The sequence below is a fragment of the Micromonospora sp. SD12 genome, from assembly GCF_052068495.1.
Classification (GTDB): Bacteria; Actinomycetota; Actinomycetes; order Mycobacteriales; family Micromonosporaceae; genus Micromonospora; species Micromonospora echinofusca.
The window spans coordinates 47,119-68,638 of record NZ_JBQHDF010000009.1 but is presented as its reverse complement, the minus strand read 5'-3'; the positions used below and the strand labels follow the sequence as shown (position 1 = coordinate 68,638).

The following is a 21,520-nucleotide window of genomic DNA, read 5'->3' as shown; positions in this document are numbered from 1 at the left end:
GAGCCGGCGCGGCCCGATTCCCCGGCCGTCGCGGCGGGCCGGGGCCGCCCGTCTGCGCTGCACATTCCGGCCGGTAGGACGAAATTCGTCTGCTAGACAGGAACGGGTGGGGTCGTCGACGCCCTCGCCGATGACGGTGGGTGGCGTTACGGTGACATCGATCGGGAGCCTGCCGGGAAGGGAGACCGCCCTGTGGTGACGTCGCCGGAGCTCGACCGGACCACCGTTCTGCGGGAGTCCACCGCCGCCGAGGGCCACCTCGCGCGCATCTGCTTCAAGACCGGTCCGCCGACACACACCGGCGTCGAACTCGAATGGACCGTGCACGACGCCGCCGATCCCGCCCGCCCGGTCGACGGCGAGCGGCTACGGGCGGCTCTGGGGCGGCACAGCCCCCGCACCCTCGACCGCGCGAGCCCCGCCGATCCGCTCCCGCACGGTGGCACCGTGACTGTGGAGCCGGGCGGGCAGCTGGAGATCTCCACCGCGCCACGCTCCTCGCTCGCCACTCTCATCCACGCGGCCGACGGCGACATCGCCGAGCTGAGCGGCCTGCTCGACGCCGCCGGGCTGGTCCTCGGCCGCAGCGGCATAGATCCGCACCGGCCGCCCCGGCCGGTGGTCGAAGGCCCCCGCTACCGCGCCATGCGCCACGTCTTCGACCGGCGCGGGCCGGCCGGCCGGACGATGATGTACAGCACCGCCGGCCTCCAGGTCTGCCTGGACGCGGGAGAGCCGGAGCACCTGGCTGACCGGTGGGCGGCGGTGCACGCGCTCGGGCCGCCCCTGCTGGCCGCGTTCGCCACGGCCGACCGGCACGCCGGCCGCAGCACCGGCTGGGCGTCCGCCCGGATGGCGGCCTGGTACGGCATCGAGCCGGCCCGCACCCGTCCCGTCTGGACGCCGACGACCGACGTGGACCCCGTCACCGCCTGGACGAGGTACGTCCTCGCCGCGCCGCTGCTCTGCGTGCGCGGCGACGGCCCCGACTGGACGCCGCCGCCGGGGATCACGTTCGCCGACTGGCTCGACGGGGCGCTGCCCCGGCCGCCCACCACCGACGACCTCGACTACCACGTGAGCACCCTCTTCCCGCCGGTGCGGCCCCGGGGCTACCTGGAGCTGCGCTACCTCGACACGCAGCCGGGCCGCGGCTGGATGCTCCCGCTCGCGGTGCTGGCCGTCCTGCTCGCCGACCCCGCCACGGTCCGCGCGGCCCGCGACGTCGCCGGTCCGGTGGCGCACCGCTGGTACCCCGCCGCCCGCCACGGCCTGCGCGATCCGGCGCTGGCCGCCGCCGCGGCGGACCTGTTCGACCTGGCCCTCGCGGCCCTGCCCCGGCTCGACCTGCCGGCGGCCCTGCACGACGACATCGACCGAGGCGTACGGCGGCGGCGCGACGCCGCGGGAAGGAGCCACCGGTGACCGGGACGTCCACGCAGTCGACGGGCGCGGAGCAGTTGCGCAGCCGGATCGCGGCGGAGCTGGCACGCACCCGCGCCCGCACCGCCCTGCTGACCGAGGCCGTCGACGAGGCCGACCTGGTGCGGCAGCACTCGCCGCTGATGTCCCCGCTGGTCTGGGACCTCGCCCACGTCGGCAACCAGGAGGAACTCTGGCTGGTCCGGGACGTGGGCGGGCGCGAACCCGTACGGCGGGACATCGACGACCTGTACGACGCATTCAAGCAGCCCCGCCGGGACCGCCCTACGCTGCCGCTGCTGCCCCCGCAGGAGGCCCGCGCCTACCTGCTCACCGTCCGGGGCAAGGTGCTCGACCTGCTGGACCGGGTCGCGTTCACCGAGCGACCGCTGGTCGCCGACGGGTTCGCCTTCGGCATGATCGTGCAGCACGAGCAGCAGCACGACGAGACGATGCTCGCCACCCACCAGCTGCGCGCCGGCCCGGCGGTGCTGCACGCCCCGCCGCCGCCGGAGCCGCGCGTCCGGGTCGACGCCGAGGTCCTGGTGCCGGCCGGCGAGTTCACCATGGGCACCGACACCGACCCGTGGGCGCTGGACAACGAGCGCCCCGCCCACCGGGTGCGCCTGCCGGCGTACGTCATCGACGCCGCGCCGGTGACCAACGGGCGCTACCGCGAGTTCATCGCCGACGGTGGCTACGACGACCCGCGCTGGTGGAGCCCCGACGGCTGGCGGCACCGCCGGGAGGCGGAGCTGGTCGCGCCGATGCACTGGCGACGCGACGGCGACGGCTGGGCCTGCCGGCGGTTCGGGCAGTGGGCGCCGGTACGCGACGACGAGCCGGTGGTGCACGTCTGCTTCCACGAGGCGCAGGCGTACGCCGCGTGGGCCGGCAAGCGGCTGCCGACCGAGGCGGAGTGGGAGAAGGCGGCGCGCTGGGACCCGGCCACCGGCCGCTCCCGCCGCTACCCCTGGGGCGACGACGACCCCACCGCCGAGCACGCCAACCTGGGCCAGCGGCACCTGTGGCCCGCGCCGGTGGGCGCCTACCCGGCCGGCGCCTCGCCGCTGGGCGTGCACCAGCTCATCGGCGACGTGTGGGAGTGGACCTCCACCCCGTTCCGGGGGCACCCCGGCTTCACCGCGTTCCCCTACCGCGAATACTCGGAGGTCTTCTTCGGCGACGAGCACCGGGTGCTGCGCGGCGGGTCGTTCGGCACCGACCGGGCCGCCTGCCGGGGCACCTTCCGCAACTGGGACTTCCCGATCCGGCGGCAGATCTTCAGCGGCTTCCGCTGCGCCCGGGACGCCCGGCCGGAGGAGGCGCAGCCGTGAGGACGGATTCGCGGGGCGGTGCCGCCTGATGTGCCGCCACCTGGCCTACCTGGGGCCGCCGGTGACCCTGCGGGAGCTGCTGTTCGACCCGCCGTACTCCCTGGCGCGGCAGTCCTGGGCGCCGCGCGACATGCGCGGCGGAGGGACGATCAACGCCGACGGCTTCGGCGTCGGCTGGTATCCGGGCGACGGCGAGCCGGTGCGCTACCGGCGCTCGCAGCCGATCTGGAGCGACCCGACCATCGCCCAGCTCGCGGAGGTGACCTCGGCCGGCGCGGTGCTGGCCGCCGTCCGCTCCGCCACCGTGGGCATGGCGGTGCTCGACGGGGCCGCCGCCCCGTTCGCCGAGGGGCGCTGGCTGTTCAGCCACAACGGGGTGGTGCGGGGCTGGCCCGACTCGATGGTCCCGCTCGCCGCCACCCTGCCCGTACGCGACCTGCTCACGCTCGACGCGTCCACCGACTCGGCGCTGCTGTGGACGCTGGTGCGCCACCGGCTGCGGGCCGGGGTGAAGCCGGCGCGCGCCATCGCCGAGACCGTGACGGCGGTTGCGGCGGCCGCACCCGGTTCCCGGCTCAACCTGCTGCTCACCGACGGGCGCACCGTGGTGGCGAGCGCGGCCGGGCACGCGCTGTCGATCCGCGCGACGCCGGCCTCGGTGCTGCTGGCGTCCGAACCGCACGACGACGACCCCGGCTGGCAGGCGGTGCCGGAGGGGCGACTGGTGGAGGCCACCGCGACGGGGGTGCGCGTCCACGCCCTCGCCGAGGTCTGACCGCCGGCCGACAGGGACGTTCCACCCGACGACGAAGGGGATGACATGAGCGCGGAGCCGCTGGAGATCCACCTGGAGGAGCAGGACCTGGGCCGCAGCCTGCGGGAGGACGTCCGCACCGGCCTGACCGCCGAGGAGAAGTGGCTGCCGCCCAAGTGGTTCTACGACGCCCGCGGCAGCGAGCTGTTCGAGGAGATCACCCGGCTGCCGGAGTACTACCCGACCCGGGCCGAGCGCGCGGTGCTGGCCGAGCGGGCCGCCACGATCGCCGAGCTGACCGGGGCCAAGACGCTGATCGAGCTCGGTTCGGGCTCGTCGGAGAAGACCCGCCTGCTGCTGTACGCGTTCACCCGCCGGGGCGGGCTCGGCACGTTCGTGCCGCTGGACGTGTCGGTCAGCGCGCTGCGGCAGTCCACCGCCGAGATCGCCGCCGACTACCCGGGGCTGCGGGTACGCGGCATCGTGGGGGACTTCACCCGCCACCTGGACCGCCTGCCGACCGGCGGGCGCCGCCTGGTGCTCTTCCTCGGCGGAACGATCGGCAACCTCCTGCCGGCCGAGCGGGCGCGGTTCCTCGCCGCGATGCGGGCCGCGCTGGAACCGGGGGACTGGCTGCTGATCGGCACCGACCTGGTGAAGGATCCGGCGGTGGTGGTGCCGGCGTACGACGACGCGGCCGGTATCACCGCCGAGTTCAACCGCAACGTGCTGCGCGTGGTCAACCGGGAACTGGGCGCCGACTTCGACCCGGACGGGTTCGCCCACGTCGCGCTCTGGGACGCCGAGCGGGAGTGGATCGAGATGCGGCTGCGGGCGCGGCGGCCGATGCGCGTACGGGTGCTCGACCTGACGGTCACCTTCGCCGAGGGCGAGGAGCTGCGTACGGAGGTGTCGGCGAAGTTCCGCCCCGAGGGCGTCGCCGCCGAGCTGGGCGCCGCAGGCTTCGCCGCCCACGACTTCTGGACCGACCCGGACGGCCTGTTCGGCGTCACGCTGGCCCGCGCCGAGTGACCGGCCGGCCTGCCGGTCGACCGGTGGCGGGTCCCGGCGGGTGAGCATCTTCACCCGCCGGGGCCGGGACGATCGGTGATCGGCTAGGCTGGGCGGCGCGAAGGGGAGTAGCCCCCAATGTCGTGGTCGACACACTGGTGCGTTCCGCATCCGGCCACGCGGCCTCGTCATCCGAGGCGGGCGAGACCTTCGACCCAGGCTGTAGCAGCCGGGTCGAGGGCGCCCCCGTACCTCCTCCCGGCTTGATCCGGAAGGATGTCATGGAAGGTTTCCTCGTCGCGCTGGTCGTCAGCTTCGGCGTCATCTTCGTCGCGGAGCTGGGGGACAAGTCCCAGCTGATGGCCCTGACCTTCGCCACCCGCTTCAAAACCGTGCCGGTCCTGATCGGGATCACCGTCGCCACCGCCGTGGTGCACCTGGCCTCGGTGGCGATCGGCTACGGGCTCGGTGCCGCCCTGCCGACGGAGTGGATCTCGCTCGTCGCGGGCCTGGCGTTCCTCGGCTTCGGGGCGTGGACCCTGCGGGGCGACACCCTCACCGAGGAGGAGAAGCGCAAGGCCGAGAAGACCAGCAAGTCCGCCATCGTCGCGGTGTCGGTCGCGTTCTTCCTGGCCGAGCTGGGCGACAAGACCATGCTGGCCACGATCACCCTCGCCACCCAGTACGGCTGGTTCGGCACCTGGCTCGGCTCCACGATCGGCATGGTGGCGGCGGACGCGCTCGCCATCCTCGTCGGGCGGATGCTCGGCCGGCGGCTGCCCGAGAAGACCATCAAGTACGGCGCCGCGGTGCTCTTCGCGATCTGCGGGCTCTGGCTGATCCTGGAGGCCGTCACGCAGCTCACCTGACGGCCGACCATCCGACCACCGCCCTACCGGCCGCTACCTCCCGCCGTCCGCTGCCGCGCTGGCGGCCGACTACCGCCCCGCTGGCCGGGTAACGCCAGCGGATGGGTGTCGAGGAGATCCTGCGCCACGGCTACCAGATCCTGGTCACCGCGGTGGAGGTCGCCGGGGCGGTGGTCATCTTCGTCGGGGCGGCGTGGGCGGCGCTGCGGTTCGTGGTCGAGGGGCTGCGGCACCGCAGCGCCGCCGTGTTCACCCCGATCCGGCTCTCCCTGGGGCGGTTCCTCACCCTCGGGCTGGAGTTCCAGCTCGCGGCGGACATCCTGCGTACGGCGGTGTCGCCGACCTTCGCCCAGATCGGGCAGTTGGCGGCCATCGCCGCGATCCGGACCGCGCTGAACTACTTCCTGGGTCGGGAGATCCGCCAGGAGCAGCAGCAGGTGCGGGGGGCGGAGCGCGGCGGGTGATCCGGGACCTGGTCACCGCCGTCACGGCGGCCGCCGCCCTGGCCGGGCTGGCGGTGCTGGTCGGCACGGGCTCCTGGCGCTCGGCGATGCGGGTGCTGCTGGACCTGCTCACCGCCGCGGGCCTGCTGCGGCTGGCCGGCGGTCAGGACTGGCCGGACCTGGCCGCCGCGGCGGCGATCGTGCTGCTGCGCCGGCTGCTCTGGGCCGCGCTCACCGCCGGCGCGCCGCACGGGCGTGCCCACAACCCGCCGCAGCGGGCCCCGGACGCGCCCGGATGAACAGCGGTGCGCCCCGGCCGGCGGGGGTGCGTCCCGACCCGGCAGAGCCCGCCTGTCGCGACCCCGGCGCGGCGCGGTGACCTGTCGGCGCCGGGCGGCCGGCGCCGGACGAGCCGGTCCGGTCAGCCCTCTCTGTGCTGGTAGACGTCCGGCACGCCGTCGCGGTCGGCGTCCACCTGTTCCGCCTGCGCGATGCGCCGGTAGGCGGCGTTGCGCCGTACCAGCACGACGGTGGCGAGCAGTGCGGAGACCACCGAGCCGGTCAGCACGGCCGCCTTGACGTTGTCGTCGGCTGCGGTGCCGGAGCCGAACGCCAGTTCGCCGATCAGCAGGGAGACGGTGAACCCGATCCCGGCGAGCAGCGCCACCCCGAGCAGGTCCGTCCAGGTGATGTCCTCGTCGAGTTGGGCGCGGGTGAACCGGGCGAGCAGGTACGTCGAGCCGAAGATCCCGATGACCTTGCCGAGCACCAGGCCCGCGACGATGCCGATCACGATCGGGTCGGTGACGATCGCGCCCAGGTCGGCGCCGCGCAGCGAGACACCGGCCGCGAAGAACGCGAAGACGGGTACGGCGAGGCCGGCGGAGATCGGACGCCAGCGGTGTTCGAGGTGCTCGGCGAGCCCGTGCGAGTCGCCGGTCTTGCCCCGCAGGACGGGCACGGTGAAGCCCAGCAGGACGCCCGCCACGGTGGCGTGCACCCCGGAGGCGTGCATGAGGGTCCAGGCGGTCGCGGCGAGCGGGATCAGTGCCCACCACCACGTCTTGCGCCGCTGCACGAGCAGGCCGAACACGGCGATCGGGACCAGGGAGGCCAACAGCGGCAGCGGGCTGAAGTCGTCGGTGTAGAAGATCGCGATGACGGTGATGGCGAGCAGGTCGTCGACCACGGCGAGGGTGAGCAGGAAGGCGCGCAGGCCCTGCGGCAGGTGCGAGCCGATGACGGCCAGCACGGCCAGGGCGAAGGCGATGTCCGTCGCGGTGGGGATGGCCCACCCCCGCAGCCCGTCGCCGCCGAGGTTGACCGCGAGGTAGATCAGGGCGGGCGCCGCCATGCCGCCGACCGCCGCGACCACGGGCAGGGCCGCCCGGCGGGGGTCGCGCAGTTCGCCCGCGACGAACTCCCGCTTGAGTTCCAGCCCGACGACGAAGAAGAAGATCGCCAGGAGACCGTCGGCGGCCCAGGCGGCCAGGTCCAGGTCCAGGTGCAGTGCCGCGCCGCCCGACCAGGGCACCCACGCGCGGAGGGCGGCATAGGAGGATTCCCAGGGCGAGTTCGCCCAGGTGAGCGCGATCATCGCGCCCAGCAGCAGGAGCCCGCCGCCGACGGTCTCGGTGCGCAGCACGTCGGCCAGGAACCGGGCCTCCGGCCAGGACGTACGCGAGAAGAACCGCCGGTTCGGGCGGGGGCGGTCGGCGTGCGGGGTGCGGTCGGTCATGCGCGGATCCACCTCGGTCTTGGGCAGCACGGAACGACGCCGACCAGGCTTCCCGGCACACCGTTGCCGACCCTATCCAGCGGCGGCGTGACCGGCGAGTCGGGACGGCCCATTGCTGCCGAGGTCACGCCCGGTCGGTTTCTCCCGCCACCCGGAACGCCGTCCGCCCGTTTGTCCGGTGGTGGGTCGGGCGCACATGTCAAGGGCCGAAAATACGTAACTCGGGACATAAGGCGTATGAGTCGCTTTAATGGTTTCACGAGATTAAGTCGACCTTGGGGGTTTTCGTGAAGTTCTTTGGCGTTACCGGCCCGGTACGGAGGCGCGCCTGATGGACGTGTACCGCCAACTCCGCCTCGTGCGCCGGCACTGGTGGATCGTGCTCCTGGCCGTCATGGTCGCGCTCGGCGTCACCGCCCTCGTCACCGTCCGGGCGCAGCCCCGCTACGTCGCGTCGGTGACCTTCTTCGTCACCACGCCCAGCCAGGGCGTCACGGACGCCTACCAGGGCGGCCTCTTCCTCCAGCAGCGGGTCAAGTCGTACGCTGAACTGCTGACCAGCGACCGCCTCGCGCAGAGCGTGGTCGCCGAGAACTCCGTCGGGCTCACCGCCGAGGAGATCCAGCGCCGGGTCAGCACCTCGACCGAGACCGGCACCGTGCTGCTGCGCGCGTCGGTGACCGACACGGACCAGAACCGGGCCCTGAAGGTCACCGAACTGCTCTCGGCGAAGTTCGTCGAGCTGGTGCAGAAGGTGGAGACGACCCAGGACGGCAAGGCCGGCCCCATCCGCATCGAGGTGGTCAGCGGGCCCCGGGTCACCCCGACGCCCGTCTCGCCGCAGCCGGTGCGCAACTTCGCCGTCGGTACCCTGCTCGGCCTGCTCGCCGGCGTGGGCCTGGCGATCCTGCGTGGGGTCGCCGACGTCCGCCTGCGCGACGCCGCCGGTCTCCAACGCACCACCGGCAGCCCGCTGCTCGGCGAGATCCCCTTCGAGAGCACCGCGAAGTCGCAACCGTTGATCGTCGGCGAGGCGGCGAACTCCGCCCGGGCCGAGGCGGTGCGCAAGCTGCGTACCAATCTGCGCTTCGTCGACGTGCACGAGCCCGCCCGCGTCATCGCGGTCACCAGCGCCCTTCAGGGGGAGGGCAAGACCACGCTCTCCTGCAACCTCGCGATCGCCCTGGCCGAGGCCGGCTGGCGGGTGCTGCTGGTCGACGCCGACCTGCGCCGGCCGAAGGTCGCCGACTACCTGGGCCTCGACGCCGGCATCGGGCTCACCGACGTGCTGGTCGGCGACGTCCAGGTCGGTGACGTGGTGCAGCGCTGGGGCGACAAGTCCCTGCTGGTGCTCCCGAGCGGCTCGGCGCCGCCCAACCCCAGCGAGCTGCTCGGCTCGAAGGCGATGGCGGACCTGCTGCTCGCCCTGCGGGAGTCGGCGGACATCGTCATCATCGACACCGCCCCGCTGCTGGCCGTGACCGACGGCGTGGTGGTGGCCGTGCAGGCCGACGGCGCGCTGCTGGTCTCGCAGCAGGGCCGCACCTCGCGCAGCCAGGTGGCGCAGGCGGCCCGCGCCCTGAACTCGGTCTCCGTACGGCTGCTCGGCTGCGTGCTGAACATGGCCAAGGTGGCCAAGGCGGAGGCGTACCAGTACGAGGCCTACCGGGTGGTCGCGGGCGCCGCGACGCCGGACCTGCCGGCCGATTCGGCCCCGGTGGCCCGGCACGCGGAGCGCGTCGACGTCGTCAGCGACCGTACGCAGGAACTCACCCGGCTGTCCCGATGAGCGCCGCGAGGGGTCGCATCGACCGTTCGATCTCCTCCGCGCAGCGCCGGAAGTCGGCGACGGTCCCGCCGATGGGGTCCCGCAGGTCGTCCGCGTCGGGGGTGGCGGGTTGCAGCCGCCCCCGGGCGCGGGCGGCCGCCTCGACCGCCGCCCGCAGGGGAGCCCCGGCCGGGTCCGTCGTCGGGTCGGCGGCTGCGGCCAGCCGGCCGAACTGCCGGACGGTGAACGTCCGGTGCAGCGCGGCCGGCGCGAGCGCGGTGCACACCGAGCGCTGGCGGCGCGTCGCCGCGAGCACCAGCGTCGCCCCGACCAGGTGCTCCGGGCGCAGCCGTCGGCTGCGGAAGTCGGTCGGGTCCCCGCCGGTCTCCGCCGCCAGGTCCGCCGCGTACGGGTGCATCGGCAGGTCGTCGACGGCGTCGGTGCCGGCGCTGGCGACCGTGACCGCCCGCCCGGCCAGCAGGCGGCGGGCGATGTACTCGGCCATCGGTGAGCGGCACAGGTTGGCGTGGCAGACGAACAGCACCCGGTCGACCATGCGGACCCCTCTCGTCGGTGCCGTCGCGGACGGTGGCGCCGCGCCGGTCGCCGGCCGTCGGAGCCGGCCGGTCGTGGAGGGGATGTCGGCATCGTACGCGGGCCGGACGCCCCGACGTCACGGTGCCGCGCCGAGCGGGGCTGTCCGGACGGAGGCGGGTCGGTGAGGGTCGGGATCCTGTCGTACCACTTCCCGCCCGAGCCGGCGTTCATCCCGGGCAGCCTCGCCGAGGAGCTCGCCGTGCGGGGGCACGAGGTGAAGGTGCTCACCGGCTTCCCCGACTATCCCGGCGGCCACGTCTATCCGGGCTGGCGGCAGCGCTGGCGGCACGAGACGCGCAGCGAGCGGTTGACCGTACGGCGGGTGCCGCGCTACTCGGCGGGCGACGGCTCGGTGCGCACCCGGATGGCCGGGCACCTGTCGTTCGCCGGCAGCGCGACGCTGACCGGGCGGTCGTTCCTGGCCGACGTCGACGCCCTCTACGTGCACCTGCCGCCGGCGAACGCCTTCGCGGCGGCGGCCCTGCCGCGGGTGCTGGGCCGGGTGCCGACCGTCGTGCACGTGCAGGACGTCTGGGCGGAGGACGAGCCCGTCGGGGCCGAGAACGGGCGGTGGGCCGCACGGATCGCCGCCGCGATGACGCGGGCTTACCGGGCCGCCGACCGGGTCGCGGTCGCCGCGCCGTCGCTGCGTGGCCGGGTAGTCGCGGCGGGCGCCGACCCGGCCCGGGTGCGGGTGGTGCTCAACTGGACCGACGAGCGGATCTTCCAACCCGCACGGCCCAGCCGGGCGGCCCGCAGGCTGGTGCGGCGCGACGAGCGCTGCGTGGTGATGCACGCCGGCACGATCGGTGCCCGGCAGGGACTGGAGACCGCGGTGCGGGCGGCGGCGGCGCTGGACCACACCGTGGACCTCGTCCTGGTGGGATCGGGCGCGGACGAGCGGCGGGTGCGGGGGCTCGCCGCCGAACTGCGCGCCGAGAACGTTCGCTTCGTCGAGCGGCGGTCGCCGCCGGACATGCCGGACCTGTACGCCGCCGCCGACTACCAGCTCGTCATGCTGCGGGACCTGCCCGAGCTGCGCAGCACCCTGCCGGCGAAGCTCCAGGCGGCGTTCTCGTGCGCCGCGCCCGTGGTGGCCTCCGCCGGCGGCGACACCGCCGAGGTGGTGGAGCGGGCCCGGGCGGGGCTCTCCTGCCCGCCGGAGGACTGGGCGAGCCTGGCCGACCGGTTCTGGCTGGCCGCGACCATCCCGCCGCCCGCCCGCACCGACATGGGCCGGCGCGGGCGCGAGGCGTACCTGCGCGACATGTCGATGTCGGCGGGCGTGGACCGGATCGAACAGCTGCTGTACGAGGCGGCCGCCGGGCGCGCCGGCGTGCGGTGAGCGACGAGCGGGGCCCGCGTAGGGGGCGACCGCGTCATCACCGGGTGAAACCGATCGTTAGCAGTGTGCAACGGCAGCGGAATGCGGCCCGGTGGCCGTCTTCCAGGAAGGACGTGTGGTGTGACGGAGAGCGCGAGACCGCGTCGACGGCGTGGTCGTTCCCGCCGGCGGCGGCAGGTGCGCCGGGCCCTGCTCGCCACCCTCGTGGTGGGTTCCCTGCTGCTGCTCACCGCCGGCTGGGTGGGCTTCCGGGGCTGGCAGGCCCGCGCCCACCTGCTCAACGCCGCCGGTCTGGCCCGGGAGCTCAGCGCGCAGGTGCTCGGGGGCGACACCGCCCGGGCCCAGCGCACCCTCGCGGCGTTGCAGGAGCAGTCCGGCAGCGCCCGGGCGGCGACCGGTGACCCCGGCTGGTGGGTCGGTCGGCGCACCCCGTACGCCGGCGACAACCTGGCGGCGGTCCGGCAGATCTCGGTGGCCATCGACGACCTGGCCCGGCAGGCGTTCCCGCCGCTGCTGCGCGCCGACCTGACCAGTCTCGTACCCGCGGGCGGGCGCCTGGACGTGGCGCGGTTGCGGGCCCTGTCGGCCGAGCTGGCCAGGGTCAACTCGGCGGTGCGGGGGGCCCGGGACAGCCTCGCGACCGTACCCACCGACGGCCTGGTCGCCCAGGTCCGGCAGGCGCTGGCCGACCTGCGCGGCGAGATCGACCGGCTGGCCGGGCTGACCGCCGCCGCCGACCAGGCCAGCCGACTGCTTCCGCCGCTACTGGGCGCCGACGGCCGCCGCACCTACCTCGTGGTCTCCCAGAATCCCGCCGAGCTGCGCGCCACCGGCGGCATGATCGGCGCGTACGCCGTCGTGCACGCGGCCGACGGTCGGGTCCGGATGGGGCGGCAGGGCAGCAGCAGCGCGCTGGGCCGGTTCGTGCCGCCGCTGAAGGTGCCCGCGGAGGTACGCGGGATCTGGGCCGACCTGCCGGGGATCTACCCGGCCGACGTCAACCTCACCCCGCACTTCCCGACCGCCGCCGCCCTCTACCGGGAGATGTTCCGGCGGCGTACGGGCACCGCCGTGGACGGGGTGCTCGCGGTCGACCCGGTGGTGCTGTCGTACCTGCTCAAGGCCACCGGCCCGGTGATGGTGCCCGGCGGGGTCCCGCTGGCTGCCGAGAAGGTCGTGCAGACGGTGCTCAGCGACAGCTACCAGCGGATGGACAACGAGAAACAGGACGCCTTCTTCGCCGCGTCCGCCGCCGCCGTGTTCGACGCGCTGGTCACGAAGAATATTGACCCGAAGGCGTTATTGTCCTCATTTGACCGTGCTGTCACTGAACGCCGGATATTGTTCTGGAGTGCCCGACCCGAGGAGCAACGGACGATCGGCGACAGCCGGATGGCCGGGACGCTCCCGGAGAAGGACACCGTGCCGACCGTCGGCGTGTTCCTCAACGACGGCAGCGGCGCGAAGCTCGGCTACTACCTCCGGCCGTCGGCGACCCTGGCGGTCGGCGACTGCCGGCCCGACGGCCGCCGGGAGCTCCGGCTCCGGGTCACCCTGCGTTCGTCGGCGCCCAGGTCGGGTCTCAGCGAGTCGGTCCTCGGTCTCGGTCTGGCCGGCGACCCGTACACCGTCCGCACGTTGGTGTCGGTGCACAGCCCGGCCGGCGGGGCGGTGCTCGCCGCCCGTCTGGACGGCGCCGAGACGGCCGTCGGCAGCGGCACCGAACGGCGCCGCCAGGTCGGCACCGTCAACGTCGAGGTCGGCCCGGGGCAGTCGCGCACGTTGGAGGTCACCGTGCTGACGGCGACCACCGGCGTCGGTACCGCCGAGCTGTGGCTGACCCCCACCGCCACCCCATGGACCACCCAAGTTGTTTCCGCACCAAGCTGTGATCAGTAGGAGGGAACCAATCATGCGGCTATCCCGCATCATCATGGCGCTCACGGTCGGTATGGCCGTGCTGGCCGCGCCGACCGCAGCGGGGGCGGCCCAGCCGCAGCCGGCGCCCGGCACCGGAACGCCACAGCCACCGGTCTACCCGCCCGGCCCCGCGACGCTCGCGGTGAGCCCGCCGACCGTCTTCGTCGGCCAGACCGCCACCCTGATCGGTAGCGGCTGGACGCCGGGCGAGACGGTCATCATCACCGTCAGCACGTCGCCGCTCGCCGCCGCCGTACCGGGCGCCGAGCAGGCGCGCCGCAGCAACGGCGAGATGGTCGCGATGGCGCCGGTCTCGTTGCAGCGGGCGCCCCAGCCGAGCCCCAGCACCATCGTGGTCACGGCGGACGGGGCCGGCAACTTCCGCACCACCTACACGCCGCGTCACCCGGGCAGGTACACCTTCCGGGCCGTCGGCCAGACGTCGGGCCAGGTGGCGACCGCGACGCTGACCGTGCTCAAGAAGCACGCGCCGCCGCTGCCCGTCACGGGCGACAGCCTGAGCACCCCGATGAAGTTCGGCGGCGGCCTCGTCGGCGCCGGTGCGGTGCTCCTGCTGCTGTCGCTGGTCTGGCGCAAGCGTCACCGCTTCGGCATGGGAGCCGCGCGCTGACGGTGTGACTCCCTCCGGGCAGGGCCCGGACACCGCGAAACGGCTGGCGCCCGTCGGACAACTCCGGCGGGCGCCAGCCGTCCGCCTGCCCGGCCCCGGTCGCCCGGTCCGTGGCGGGCCCGCCCGCCGGGGCGACCGGCCGTGCGGCCGTCCTCGGCCGGCAGGCGAGGGCATGGCACCATGACCGTGTCCTGCCCGCCGGGTGGGCGGGACACGACATCTGATGGAGTCGGAATGACAGGACTGGCCAGCGCGCCGGTGCCGGGGCTGGCGCCACTGTGGACGCACGACCCGAGCACCGCCGGTCCCTACCGGCTGGTCGGCCGGCTCGGCTCGGGCGGCCAGGGAGTGGTCTACCTCGGCGAGGACGAGCAGGGCCACCGGGTGGCGGTCAAGATGATCAACATCGACCTGAGCGATCCCCGGGCGCGTTCGCAGTTCATGAAGGAGATCGCGGCGGCGCGCCGCGTCGTGCCGTTCTGCACCGCGCAGGTGCTCTTCGCCGACGTCGACGGCGAACGACCGTACGTGGTCAGCGAGTTCATCGAGGGTCCCACGCTGCACCGGCACGTACGCGAGCACGGCCCGGTCACCGGCAACGCGCTGCACCGCCTGGCGGTCGGCACCGCCACCGCGCTCGCCGCGATCCACCGCTGCGACGTCGTGCACTGCGACCTGAAGCCCGACAACGTGGTGCTCGGCCGGGACGGCCCCCGGGTGATCGACTTCGGCATCGCCCGCGCGCTGGGCGTCACCGAGACGGTGACCAGCCGGGTGCTGGGGACCACCGCGTACATGGCTCCGGAGCGGTTCCGCAACGACGACTCGGTCGGGCCGCCCTGCGACGTCTTCGCCTGGGCCGCCACCATCGCCTTCGCCGCGGGGGGCCGCCCGCCGTTCGGCACCGACTCGCTCTTCGCGGTGATGCACCGGGTGTTGAACGACCCGCCCGACCTGCCGCCCCTGCCGCCGGGCCTCGACGAGCTGGTCCGGCAGTGCCTCGCCAAGGACCCGGCGGACCGGCCGGAGGCCGAGCAGGTGCTGATGCGGCTGCTCGGGCAGGACGTCGGGGCACCCGGCCCGCTGCGCCACGAGAGCGTGCTCCGCCTGGGCAACGAGACCGCCGGCGCGCCCACGCCGAACCAGCCGCTGCCGTTGCCCCGTCCCGCGTCGGATGCGCCGACGGCACCACCGGAACCGACGTCGCCGACCCGAGTCGGCACGGCACCGGTGGGCCGGGCGGAACCGACACAAGGTGCGCAGAGCCGGTCTGCGGATTTCGCCCCCGTCGCTGAGGCGGGCGGCGGCTGGGGGCGGCGGCTGCGCCGGGAGTCGGTCGACGCCTGGGGCATCTCGACCGCGATCTTCCTCGGCTCGGTCGGTGCCGCCGCCGGCTACGTCGCGTCGAGCGGGGTGGGCGTGGCCGCGGCGACCGGGGCGAGCGCCTTCGGCGTGGTCTACGTGGTCCGGCTGCTGGTCGCGGTGGCGCTCGGCGACCGGGGCGAGCGCCCCTGACCGAGGGGCGCCGGGCCCGCCGCCGCCCGTGGCACCGCCCCGATAGGTTGACTGCCGTCAGTCGACCCGCGAGGAGGACGTCCCATGGCCCCAGCCCCGCCGCGCGCACGACAGTGGTTGCCGTACACCGCGGCCGTCACCGCCGGGCTGCTGGTCATCGTCGGGGCGTTCGTGCTCGTACGGCAGCGGGACGCGGGCACCGACCGGCCCCGGGCCGACTGCGCCCTGCGCCTGGACGTCAACTCCTCGACCGAGAAGGCGGCGCTGCTGGTCGAGCTGGCGAAGCGGTACAACGACAGCGGCCGGACGCTCGACGGCGGCGGCTGCGCCCAGGTGCACGTCAGCGCCCTGAACTCGGGCCGGGCCACCGAGGTGCTGGCCGCCGGCTGGAGCGGCACCGGCCTGCCGCAGCCGCAGGTCTGGTTGCCGACGTCGAGCCTGTGGACGGGCCAGCTCCGGCTGCTCGACGAGGCCGCCGGGCGGGCGCCGCAGACCCCGGACCGCTACCCGTCGATCGCCAACAGCCCGCTGGTCATCGCGATGCCCCAGCCCAAGGGTGAGCTGGTACGCCAGCGCGGTCCGCTGGGCTGGGGGGAGATCCTCGGCCTCTCCGGCCGGCAGGGCTGGGCGGGCTTCGGCAGGCCGGAGTGGGGCCGCTTCACCTTCGGCAAGGACAACCCGAACCTCTCCACCTCGGGTCTGGCGGCGACCATCGCCACCTACTACGCCGCCGCGAACCGCTCCAGCGACCTGACCACGTCGGACCTGGCCGATCCGAAGGTGACCCGGTTCGTCCGGCAGATCGAGGCCAACGTGTCGCACTACAGCGACGACTCGGTGGAGCTGCTCCGCGACCTCGCCGAGGCCGACCTGGCCGGCGGGGGCGCCAGCGCCGGCGACATGAGCGCCATGGTCATGCAGGAGGAACTGGTCCACCTCTACAACGAGGGGGGACTGAGCCCGCGGCAGGAGGGCCAGGAGCGGGGCCACCGGCCGAAGGTCCCGCTGGTCGCCGTGCACCCGAAGGAGGGCACCTTCAACCTGGACCACCCGTTCGTGGTGCTCCCCTCCGCCGACGAGCGGCAGCGCGTGGCCGCGGACGACTTCCTGGCCTTCCTGACCGAGGACGACCAGCAGGCGAGCTTCGCCCGCCTCGGCTTCCGCGACCACGAGCGGCAGGCCTCGGCGGAGCTGCTCGCCAGCGTCGGCGCCGAGCCCGCCGGCGGGCTGGCGTACTTCGCGCCGCCGCACCCGGCGGTGGTCGAGGCGATGTTGGACGGCTGGAGCACGCTGCGCAAGAAGGCCAACATCCTGATCGCGCTGGACACCTCCGGGTCGATGCAGGCCCCTGTCGGGGATCGCACCCGCTTCCAGGTCGCCTCGGCGGCGGCGGCCAAGGGTCTCGCGCTGCTCAATTCCGAGGACCGGGTCGGGCTCTGGTCGTTCTCCTCGGAGACGTCGAAGCGGCCCGACGGCCCGTACCGGGAGGAGGTCCGGCTCGGCGACTTCGACAAGAAGCGGATCGACAGCCGGATCGCCGGCCTGCACGTCGCGGGCGACACCGCGCTCTACGCGACCGTCCGGGCCGCCCACAAGCAGGTCCTCGAGCGGTACGACGCGCAGCGGATCAACGCCGTCGTCGTGCTGACCGACGGCAAGAACGAGTACGCCCGGGACAACGACCTGGCCCGGCTGCTCGCCGACATCACCCTCGACCCGCGGCGCCCGGTGAAGGTCTTCTGCATCGCCTTCGACCGGGATTCCGACTTCGCCACGCTGGACAAGATCGCCAAGGCGTCCTCGGGCAAGGCGTTCGACGCCACCGATCCCGCCATGATCGACGAGGCGTTCGTGAAGCTGGTCAGCAGCTTCTGAGCCCGCCGGCGCCGCCGGGGCGCGATGCGCGTCGCCCCCGGTCGGCCGCCGGCGCTGTCGCGGCGGACCGGCCGCCCGGTCAGATCAGGCCGTGGGCCAGCATCGCCTCCGCCACCCGGCGGAACCCGTCGATGTTGGCTCCGGCCACGTAGTCGCCGGGCAGCCCGTACTCCTCGGCGGTGCTCCAGCAGCGGTCGTGGATGTCGCGCATGATGTCGCGCAGCCGCTGCTCCGACTCGGCGAACGTCCACGAGTCGCGGCTGGCGTTCTGCTGCATCTCCAGCGCGCTCACCGCCACGCCGCCGGCATTGGCCGCCTTGCCCGGCGCGAACCGGACGCCGGCCCGGCCGAGGATGCGCACCGCCTCCGGCGTGGTGGGCATGTTCGCGCCCTCGACCACCGCGACGCAGCCGCCGGCCACGAGCGCCGCGGCCTCCGCACCGCCGATCTCGTTCTGCGTCGCGCACGGCAGCGCCAGCTCGCAGGGCACCTCCCAGACCGTACGACCGGAGACCGCCATCGCGTGCGGCACGTGCCGGGCGTAGTCGTCGAGCCGGGCCCGGCGCTGCTCCTTGAGCTCCCGCAGCAGCTCCAGGTCGATGCCCTTGTCGTCCAGGACGTAGCCGGACGAGTCGGAGCAGGCGACCACCCGCCCGCCGAGCTGGTGCACCTTCTCGATCGCGTAGATCGCCACGTTGCCGGATCCGGAGACCACGACCCGCTTGCCGTCCAGGCTGTCGCCGGCCTGCCGCAGCATCTCGTCGGCGAAGAAGACCGCCCCGTAGCCGGTCGCCTCCCGGCGCACCTGCGCGCCCCCGTACGCCAGGCCCTTGCCGGTGAGCACCCCCGACTCGTACCGGTTGGTGATCCGCTTGTACTGGCCGAACAGGTAGCCGATCTCCCGGGCGCCCACGCCGATGTCCCCGGCCGGCACGTCGGTCTCCGCGCCGATGTGCCGGTACAGCTCGGTCATGAAGCTCTGGCAGAAGCGCATCACCTCCCGGTCCGAGCGCCCCTTCGGGTCGAAGTCCGCGCCGCCCTTGCCGCCGCCGATCGACAGCCCGGTCAGCGCGTTCTTGAAGATCTGCTCGAAGCCGAGGAACTTCACGATCCCGAGGTAGACCGACGGGTGGAAGCGCAGCCCGCCCTTGAACGGGCCGAGGGCGCTGTTGAACTCCACCCGGAAGCCCCGGTTGACCTGGATCCGGCCGCGGTCGTCCTCCCACGGCACCCGGAAGATGACCTGCCGCTCCGGCTCGCAGATCCGCTCGATGATCCGCGCCTCGGCGTACTCGGGGTGTCGGGCCAGCGCCGGGCCGATGCTCTCCAGCACCTCGCGTACCGCCTGGTGGAACTCCGGCTCACCCGGATTGCGGGCGACCACGCTGGTGAACACCGTCTCCACGGTCTCCGGCATACGACACGTCCCTTCGCTTGCGCTGGTAGTCCCTGTTGCTACCACCCGGACCCGGTTACCCGCCAACCGTCCCGCGATACGGACCGTGACCCGCGTCCGGTTCACTGGTCCGATGGACGAGCCGATCTGGGACGCGGTCCGGGCCTCGCGCGGCTGGTTGGACGCCGCCAACGGCACCGGGCAGACCGAACTCACCTGCCGGATTCTCAAGCTGACCGAGGAGGCGGGGGAGGCGGCGGGCGCCTGGATCGGGCTGCTCGGCCAGAACCCGCGCAAGGGGGTCACGCACAGCCGCGAGGACGTGGCGGCGGAGCTGGCGGACGTGGCGTTCACCGCGCTGGTCGCGATCGAGAGCCTCGGGCTGGACGCCCGTGGCGCGCTCGACGCGTGCGCCGGGAAGGTCCGTGCCCGGGTCGGGCCGCCGCCCGACTGAGCCCGCCCCGCCGGCCCGCCGCCCAGCCTGTCGTGACCGTCACAGGCCGTGGCGCCGGTCGCCCACCACCTGTTCGCAGAGCGCCGCCTCCGAGCGCGCGGAGAACGGGTCGCGCCGGGTGGCCACCGCCCGGCGGGTCTCCTCGGCGACGAGGTCGGCGTTGATCTGGGCCGCGGCGACCACGCCGGCCGCCGCGGCGGCACCGACCTGGGCGGCAGGGTCGGTGACGTTGCCCGCCACCCACACGCCGGGCACGTCGGTGCGGCCCGTCGGGTCGGCGGGGACGTGCTCGCCGACCCCCGCCGGGTGGTCCGCCGCCGTGAGCCCGAGGGCCGCGAGGAAACCCGCGCGCGCCACCATCCGCGACGAGACGGCCAGCGCGTCGCGGTCGACGACCGTGCCGTCGCCCAGCCGTACGCCCACGAGGCGGTCCCCGACGACCTCCAGGGACGCGATCTCGCCGTCCACCACGCGGATCTCCCGGGCCGCCAGCTGCTCCGCCTGCTCGTCGGAGAGCGCCGAGGTGTGCCGGAAGTACGTGACGTCGGCGCTCAACTGCCGGAACAGCAGCGCCTGGTGCACCGAGAGCGGCCCGCCGGCCAGCACCCCGATCGCCCGGTCGCGGACCTCCCAGCCGTGGCAGTACGGGCAGTGCAGCACGTCCCTGCCCCAGCGCTCCCGCAGCCCCGGGACGTCCGGCAGCTCGTCCACCAGCCCGGTGGCCACCAGCAGCCGCCGCGCCCGCGCCGTACGGCCGTCGCCCAGCGCGACCGTGAACCCGCCGTCGGCGCGGGTCACCGCCTCGACCTCGCCGGTCACCACCCGGCCGCCGTATCCGCGTACCTCCGCCCGGCCGCGTTCCAGCAGCTCGGCCGGCCGGATCCCCTCCCGGGCCAGCAGCCCGTGCACCCCCTCGGCCGGGGCGTTGCGCGGAGCCCCCGCGTCGATCACCACCACCGACCGCCGCGCCCGGGCCAGGGTCAGCGCCCCGCTCAACCCCGCGGCGCCACCTCCGATCACCACCACGTCGTAGCCGCTGTCCAGCTGATCGGTCACCGTGACCACCTCCCGCGACCACAGTGCGGTCGCGACGAGCATGGTGGCAAACATTGTTGCCGAAGTGGCAATATGGCGGCATGGACGACGAACTGGACCAGACGCTCGGCGCGGTCGGGCCCCGGCTGCGCGCGTTGCGCCGGCAGCGGGAGACCACCCTCGCCGACCTGTCGGCGGCGACCGGCATCTCGGTGAGCACGCTGTCCCGGCTGGAGTCCGGTGTCCGCCGGCCCACCCTCGAACTGCTGCTCCCGCTGGCCAGGGCGCACGGCGTCACGCTGGACGAACTCGTCGACGCCCCCTCCACCGGGGACCCGCGCATCCACCTGCGCCCGGTCACCCGCCACGGGATGACCATGCTGCCCCTGACCCGCCGACCCGGCGGCATCCAGGCGTACAAGCTCGTGATCCCGGGCGGGAGCCGCCGGGCCGAACCCGATCCGCAGACCCACGAGGGCTACGAGTGGCTCTACGTGCTCAACGGGCGGCTGCGGGTCGTCCTCGGCGACCAGGACCTCGTACTCACGCCGGGGGAGGCGGCGGAGTTCGACACCCGCGTACCCCACTGGTTCGGGTCGGCCGACGCCGAGCCGGTGGAGTTCCTCAGCCTCTTCGGCCGGCAGGGCGAACGCGCCCACCTACGCGCCCGCCCCCGGACCCAACCCCCACCCACCCCCTCCACCCACAGCTGACCCGTCCATCCCTCCCGTTCCTGCACCCGGTGATCATGAGGTTGACGGCACCAGCGGAGATCGACATCGCCGCTAACCTCATGATCGACGCGGGTGAGCGGGTGAGCGGGTGAGCGGGTGAGCGGGTGAGCGGGTGAGCGGGTGAGCGGGCGGGGCAGCGGGGGAGCGGGGTGGACGGAAGGATGGGGGGATGGGTGATGTACGGGTGTGGGGCGAGCAGGCGGGGGTCGTCGTACTGCCGAGCGGGGCGCGGGTGCGGGGGCGGCGGGTCGCGGACGCGGCGTCGCCCGCCGACTTCGCCCTGCTGCTGGCGCCCGGGCCGGTGCCGGCCTGGCCGCACCGGCGGATCCGGTGGCCCGACTTCTGGGTCCCGGTCGACCGGGCGGACGCGATCGACGCGCTGAGCGAGGCCCTGCGCCGCGCCCACGCCGGCGAGCGGGTGGAGGTGGCCTGCCGGGGCGGTACGGGGCGCACCGGCACGGCGCTGGCGGCGCTGGCGATCCTCGACGGGCTGCCGCCGGAGCGGGCGGTGGACTGGGTGCGATCCACCTACCGGCCGCGGGCGGTGGAGACGCCCTGGCAGCGTCGCTGGCTGCGCCGCCTCGTCTGACCCGCCGCCACCGCCCGCCCGCGGGCCGCCGCCGGGTACCGCCGCGCCCGCCGGCACCGCCGCCTACGGTCCGCCACGTACCGGCGG

20 protein-coding genes are annotated in these 21,520 nt (G+C 74.3%); 16 read left to right on the top strand and 4 right to left on the bottom strand.

Features of this window, described 5'->3' with window-relative positions:
- Positions 1–192 precede the first annotated feature (192 nt).
- From egtA to ACTMS2_RS18865, 7 genes are all read left to right on the top strand, one after another.
- Positions 193–1,425 carry an ergothioneine biosynthesis glutamate--cysteine ligase EgtA gene (gene egtA / locus ACTMS2_RS18895; RefSeq protein ID WP_441176550.1) on the top strand — a complete coding sequence of 411 codons (1,233 nt, stop codon included), beginning with the start codon at positions 193–195 and terminating at the stop codon, positions 1,423–1,425.
- Positions 1,422–2,759, top strand: coding sequence for an ergothioneine biosynthesis protein EgtB (gene egtB, locus ACTMS2_RS18890; RefSeq protein ID WP_441176549.1), 1,338 nt, complete (start codon positions 1,422–1,424; stop codon positions 2,757–2,759). Before egtA ends, egtB begins: the two co-directional genes overlap by 4 nt.
- Before the next feature lie 28 nt (positions 2,760–2,787).
- Positions 2,788–3,534: an ergothioneine biosynthesis protein EgtC gene (egtC, locus tag ACTMS2_RS18885; protein WP_441176548.1), complete on the top strand. Its 747-nt coding sequence runs from the start codon at positions 2,788–2,790 to the stop codon at positions 3,532–3,534.
- Positions 3,535–3,579: 45 nt separating this feature from the next.
- Positions 3,580–4,545 carry an L-histidine N(alpha)-methyltransferase gene (gene egtD, locus ACTMS2_RS18880; RefSeq protein WP_441176547.1) on the top strand — a complete coding sequence of 322 codons (966 nt, stop codon included), beginning with the start codon at positions 3,580–3,582 and terminating at the stop codon, positions 4,543–4,545.
- Positions 4,546–4,805: 260 nt separating this feature from the next.
- A complete protein-coding gene (locus tag ACTMS2_RS18875; protein ID WP_441176546.1) occupies positions 4,806–5,393 on the top strand; it encodes a TMEM165/GDT1 family protein in 588 nt (195 codons plus the stop codon).
- Positions 5,394–5,494: 101 nt separating this feature from the next.
- Positions 5,495–5,857: a DUF1622 domain-containing protein gene (locus ACTMS2_RS18870; protein WP_089000051.1), complete on the top strand. Its 363-nt coding sequence runs from the start codon at positions 5,495–5,497 to the stop codon at positions 5,855–5,857.
- Positions 5,854–6,135, top strand: a complete 282-nt coding sequence (locus ACTMS2_RS18865; protein WP_441176545.1) for a hypothetical protein — start codon at positions 5,854–5,856, stop codon at positions 6,133–6,135. The genes ACTMS2_RS18870 and ACTMS2_RS18865 overlap by 4 nt, the downstream gene beginning before the upstream one ends.
- A gap of 122 nt (positions 6,136–6,257) precedes the next feature.
- Here ACTMS2_RS18865 and nhaA read toward each other — a convergent pair whose 3' ends face one another.
- A complete protein-coding gene (gene nhaA / locus ACTMS2_RS18860; RefSeq protein WP_441176544.1) occupies positions 6,258–7,574 on the bottom strand; it encodes a Na+/H+ antiporter NhaA in 1,317 nt (438 codons plus the stop codon).
- A 331-nt stretch (positions 7,575–7,905) separates the two neighbouring features.
- On the opposite strand from nhaA, the gene ACTMS2_RS18855 reads away from it, so the two are divergent.
- A complete protein-coding gene (locus tag ACTMS2_RS18855; protein WP_441176542.1) occupies positions 7,906–9,363 on the top strand; it encodes a polysaccharide biosynthesis tyrosine autokinase in 1,458 nt (485 codons plus the stop codon).
- Here ACTMS2_RS18855 and ACTMS2_RS18850 read toward each other — a convergent pair.
- A complete protein-coding gene (locus ACTMS2_RS18850; RefSeq protein WP_441176540.1) occupies positions 9,344–9,898 on the bottom strand; it encodes an arsenate reductase/protein-tyrosine-phosphatase family protein in 555 nt (184 codons plus the stop codon). The genes ACTMS2_RS18855 and ACTMS2_RS18850 overlap by 20 nt on opposite strands.
- 162 nt (positions 9,899–10,060) lie before the next feature.
- On the opposite strand from ACTMS2_RS18850, the gene ACTMS2_RS18845 reads away from it, so the two are divergent.
- The 5 genes from ACTMS2_RS18845 (at position 10,061) to ACTMS2_RS18825 (ending at position 17,225) form a co-directional block, all read left to right on the top strand.
- Positions 10,061–11,284, top strand: a complete 1,224-nt coding sequence (locus ACTMS2_RS18845; protein WP_441176539.1) for a glycosyltransferase family 4 protein — start codon at positions 10,061–10,063, stop codon at positions 11,282–11,284.
- Positions 11,285–11,404: 120 nt separating this feature from the next.
- Complete coding sequence (locus ACTMS2_RS18840; protein ID WP_441176538.1) at positions 11,405–13,183, top strand: DUF4012 domain-containing protein; 1,779 nt, start codon at positions 11,405–11,407, stop codon at positions 13,181–13,183.
- 13 nt (positions 13,184–13,196) lie between these two features.
- Positions 13,197–13,835, top strand: a complete 639-nt coding sequence (locus ACTMS2_RS18835; RefSeq protein WP_089000057.1) for a hypothetical protein — start codon at positions 13,197–13,199, stop codon at positions 13,833–13,835.
- A gap of 234 nt (positions 13,836–14,069) precedes the next feature.
- A complete protein-coding gene (locus ACTMS2_RS18830; protein ID WP_441176537.1) occupies positions 14,070–15,350 on the top strand; it encodes a serine/threonine-protein kinase in 1,281 nt (426 codons plus the stop codon).
- Between the two features lie 84 nt (positions 15,351–15,434).
- The gene (locus tag ACTMS2_RS18825; RefSeq protein ID WP_441176536.1) at positions 15,435–17,225 is read left to right on the top strand and encodes an extracellular solute-binding protein; all 1,791 of its coding nucleotides are present in this window, start codon (positions 15,435–15,437) and stop codon (positions 17,223–17,225) included.
- 79 nt (positions 17,226–17,304) lie between these two features.
- On the opposite strand, the gene gdhA is transcribed toward ACTMS2_RS18825, so the two are convergent.
- Positions 17,305–18,642, bottom strand: a complete 1,338-nt coding sequence (gene gdhA / locus ACTMS2_RS18820) for an NADP-specific glutamate dehydrogenase (RefSeq protein ID WP_441176535.1) — start codon at positions 18,640–18,642, stop codon at positions 17,305–17,307.
- Positions 18,643–18,754: 112 nt separating this feature from the next.
- On the opposite strand from gdhA, the gene ACTMS2_RS18815 reads away from it, so the two are divergent.
- Positions 18,755–19,075, top strand: coding sequence for a MazG-like family protein (locus ACTMS2_RS18815; RefSeq protein WP_441176534.1), 321 nt, complete (start codon positions 18,755–18,757; stop codon positions 19,073–19,075).
- 39 nt (positions 19,076–19,114) lie between these two features.
- On the opposite strand, the gene ACTMS2_RS18810 is transcribed toward ACTMS2_RS18815, so the two are convergent.
- Positions 19,115–20,131 carry an NAD(P)/FAD-dependent oxidoreductase gene (locus ACTMS2_RS18810; RefSeq protein WP_441176686.1) on the bottom strand — a complete coding sequence of 339 codons (1,017 nt, stop codon included), beginning with the start codon at positions 20,129–20,131 and terminating at the stop codon, positions 19,115–19,117.
- An 80-nt stretch (positions 20,132–20,211) separates the two neighbouring features.
- On the opposite strand from ACTMS2_RS18810, the gene ACTMS2_RS18805 reads away from it, so the two are divergent.
- Together ACTMS2_RS18805 and ACTMS2_RS18800 are read left to right on the top strand one after the other, a co-directional pair.
- Complete coding sequence (locus tag ACTMS2_RS18805) at positions 20,212–20,823, top strand: helix-turn-helix domain-containing protein (protein WP_357660873.1); 612 nt, start codon at positions 20,212–20,214, stop codon at positions 20,821–20,823.
- A gap of 190 nt (positions 20,824–21,013) precedes the next feature.
- Complete coding sequence (locus ACTMS2_RS18800; protein ID WP_441176533.1) at positions 21,014–21,433, top strand: protein-tyrosine phosphatase family protein; 420 nt, start codon at positions 21,014–21,016, stop codon at positions 21,431–21,433.
- Positions 21,434–21,520: the final 87 nt, after the last annotated feature.